At 73.4% G+C, this 3127-nt stretch carries 3 protein-coding genes and 1 pseudogene; all 4 read left to right on the plus strand.

Annotation, left to right across the window (positions count from 1 at the left end):
- A pseudogene (locus G3I41_RS36675) lies at positions 1 to 150 on the plus strand (histidine kinase); the annotation flags it as partial.
- A complete protein-coding gene (locus G3I41_RS06795; RefSeq protein ID WP_164399393.1) occupies positions 147 to 806 on the plus strand; it encodes a response regulator transcription factor in 660 nt (219 codons plus the stop codon). The pseudogene G3I41_RS36675 and the gene G3I41_RS06795, both read left to right, overlap by 4 nt.
- 100 nt (positions 807 to 906) lie before the next feature.
- Complete coding sequence (locus tag G3I41_RS06800; protein WP_164399394.1) at positions 907 to 2352, plus strand: penicillin-binding protein 2; 1446 nt, start codon at positions 907 to 909, stop codon at positions 2350 to 2352.
- 93 nt (positions 2353 to 2445) lie between these two features.
- Positions 2446 to 3015, plus strand: coding sequence for a SigE family RNA polymerase sigma factor (locus tag G3I41_RS06805; protein ID WP_164399395.1), 570 nt, complete (start codon positions 2446 to 2448; stop codon positions 3013 to 3015).
- Positions 3016 to 3127: the final 112 nt, after the last annotated feature.

Raw genomic sequence — 3127 nt, forward strand, 5'->3', positions numbered from 1 at the left:
GCACGCCCCGGCGGCGGACGCGGCCTGACCGGCGTCGCGGAACGCGCGCTGCTGCTCGGCGGCGCCACCGAGGCCGGGCCACGCGACGACGGCGTGTGGCGGCTGGCCGCCCGCCTCCCCCTGCACACCCGCGCGAAGGAGCCACGATGAGCACGCCGGTCCGGATCGTCCTCGCCGACGACGAACGCATGGTGCGCACCGCGCTGCGGGCCATCCTGGACGCCGAGGACGGCCTGGAGGTCGTCGGCGAGGCGGCCACGGGGGCCGAGGCGGTCTCCGTGGTGCGGGCGCTGCGGCCCGACGTGGTGCTGATGGATGTGCGGATGCCCGAGACGGACGGCATCCGGGCCACCGAGCAGATCCTCGCCGGTCTCGACCCGGCCCCGCGCGTCGTGGTCGTCACCACCTTCGAGCACGACGCCTACGTGTACGAGGCGCTGCGCGCCGGGGCGGCGGGTTTCCTGCTGAAGCGGGCGGCGGCCGAGGAGCTGGTGCAGGCGGTCCGGCTGGTGGCGTGCGGCGACTCCCTGCTCTTCCCGGCCGCCGTGCGGCAGCTCGCCGCCGCGTACGGGGCGCCCGCGCCGGCCCCCGCCCCGCCCTGGGCCGCGCGGCTCACCGAGCGGGAGGCGCAGGTGCTGCGGCTGATCGCGGCGGGACTGACGAACGCGGAGATCGCGGACCGGCTGGCGGTGGGCGCGGCGACGGCCAAGACGCACGTGGCGGCGGTCCTCGCGAAGACCGGGGCCCGGGACCGTACCCAGGCGGTCATCACCGCGTACGAGTCGGGGTTCATCACACCGGGCTGAGCCCGTACGGCCGCGCACACCGTGGTCGCCGTATGAGGAAGCGGTGAGAAACGGCACAACCGGGAACGCCCCGCCGCACGCCGCTCGTCCCCCATGCGGGATGAACAAGACGATAAGGCGCGCCTCGGTCTTCTGCCTGCTGCTGGTCCTCGCCCTCCTCGGGCGGGCGACCTGGGTGCAGGCGTACCAGGCCAGGGCGCTCGCAGACGACGACCACAACCGGCGGAAAACCATCGCGCAGTACGCGCAGCCGCTGGGCGACATCATCGTGGGCGGTTCGCCGGTCACGGGCTCGAAGCGGACGGAGGGCAGCGATCTCGCGTACAAGCGCACCTACCAGCAGGGCGACCTCTACTCGTCCGTGACCGGCTACAGCTCGCAGGCGTACGGTTCGACGCAGCTCGAAGGGATCTACAGCCATGTGCTGGACGGCACGGACGACCGGCTGAAGAGTCCGCTGGGCGCGATCACCGGGAAGCGGTCCGCGCCCGGCGACGTGGTGACGACGATCGACCCGGACGTCCAGAAGGCGGCGAGCGACGCGCTCGGCGACGACAAGGGCGCGGCCGTGGCGATCGACCCGAGGAGCGGGCAGATCCTGGGCATGGTCTCCTCCCCGTCGTACGACCCGTCGGACATCAGCGGCACGAACGACGGTGACACCTGGAAGAAGCTGCTGGGCGACCCGGACAAGCCGCTCGTCAACCGCGCCATGCGGCAGCCGCTCGCGCCCGGCTCGACGTTCAAGCTGGTCGTGGCGTCGGCGGCGCTGGAGAACGGGCTGTACGACTCCGTGGACGAGCCGACGAAGAGCCCCGTCCCGTACACCCTGCCGGGCACCAGCACGCCGCTGCGGAACGAGAGCGCCTCCGCCCCCTGCGAGAACGCCTCGCTGCGCGTCGCCCTCCAGTACTCGTGCAACAACGTCTTCGGCAAGGTCGCCGCCGACCTGGGCCAGGACAAGGTGCGGGCGATGGCGGAGAAGTTCGGCTTCAACGAGGAGAAGCTGGACGTGCCGGTACGGGCGTCGGAGAGCGTGTACCCGACGGACATGGACAAGGCGCAGACGGCGCTGTCGGGCATCGGCCAGTTCGAGGTGACCGCGACGCCGCTCCAGATGGCGATGGTCTCCGCCGCGCTCGCCAACGGCGGTGAGCTGGCAGCCCCGCACATGGTGTCGAAGGTGACCGACGGGGACGGCGGCACGCTGGAGGACTTCGCGGACGGCGACACGGAGCGGATCGTCTCCGAGGACACCGCGAAGCAGCTGCGGAGCGCCATGGTGACCGTGGTGGAGAAGGGCACCGGCACCAACGCCCGGATCGCCGGGGCCGAGGTCGGCGGCAAGACGGGCACCGCCGAGAACGGCGTGGACAACAGCAACACCCCGTACGCCTGGTTCACCTCGTACGCGAAGTCCGGCGGCCAGGAGGTCGCGGTCGCGGTGATCGTGGAGGACTCCGGTTCGACCGCGTCGGAGGTCAGCGGCAACGGGCTCGCGGCGCCGGTGGCCAGGAAGATGATGGAGGCGGCGCTGCGGCGGTAGGGCCCTCCTGTCGAAGCGCTTGCGATACGCTCTCGCCCCGGCGGGGGCGTATCCGGACGGGCCGGGCGTGCGAGCGCAGGGGACGAGGTAGCCGTGGGCACAGCAGTCGACGACGCCGCCGCCGAGTTCCATGAGTTCTTCGAGGCGCACTACGCGGAACTGGCCCGCCTGGCCCATCTGCTGACCGGCGAGGCGGATGCCGCCGACGACCTCGCGGCCGACGCCCTGCTCGCGCTCTGGCACCGCTGGGACCGGGTCCGCGAGGCCGGTCACCCGGTGGCGTACGCGCGGGGCGTGGTCGCCAACCTGGCCAGGACACGCATCCGCAGCGCGGTCCGCGAGCGCCGCCGGATCGCCCTGTTCTGGGCACCGCGCGGCGGCGGGGACGACGGGGCGGCCGATGGGCCCGACGTGCCGGCGGTGGTGGACGTGCAGGAGGCGCTGCGGCGGCTGCCGTTCCGCAAGCGGGCCTGTGTGGTGCTGCGGCACGCCTTCGACTTGTCGGAGCGGGACACCGCGCTGGTGCTGGGGATCTCGGTGGGTACGGTGAAGAGCCAGACCTCGCGCGCCGTCGCGGAACTGCAGCGGCTGCTGGGGCCGGAGACGCCCGCCGCACGGGTCCGGGTGGCCGTCGCGGCGCAGCGCAGCGGAGGAGACCGGTGAAGGACGAGGAGCTGTCCGGGCGGCTTCGGGAGGCCGCCGGGGCCCACCGCCCCGACCGGGCCCGGATGCTGGCCCGGATCGAGCGCGGGATGGCGGGCGGCGCCCCGGCACC

Source organism: Streptomyces sp. SID9727, from assembly GCF_010550605.1.
Classification (GTDB): Bacteria; Actinomycetota; Actinomycetes; order Streptomycetales; family Streptomycetaceae; genus Streptomyces.

What these genes read in the sequence shown, in the direction of transcription:
- G3I41_RS06795 (WP_164399393.1), top strand. Translation starts at nt 147, where the DNA reads ATGAGCACGCCGGTCCGGATCGTCCTCGCCGACGACGAACGCATGGTG.
- G3I41_RS06800 (WP_164399394.1), top strand. Translation starts at nt 907, where the DNA reads ATGAACAAGACGATAAGGCGCGCCTCGGTCTTCTGCCTGCTGCTGGTC.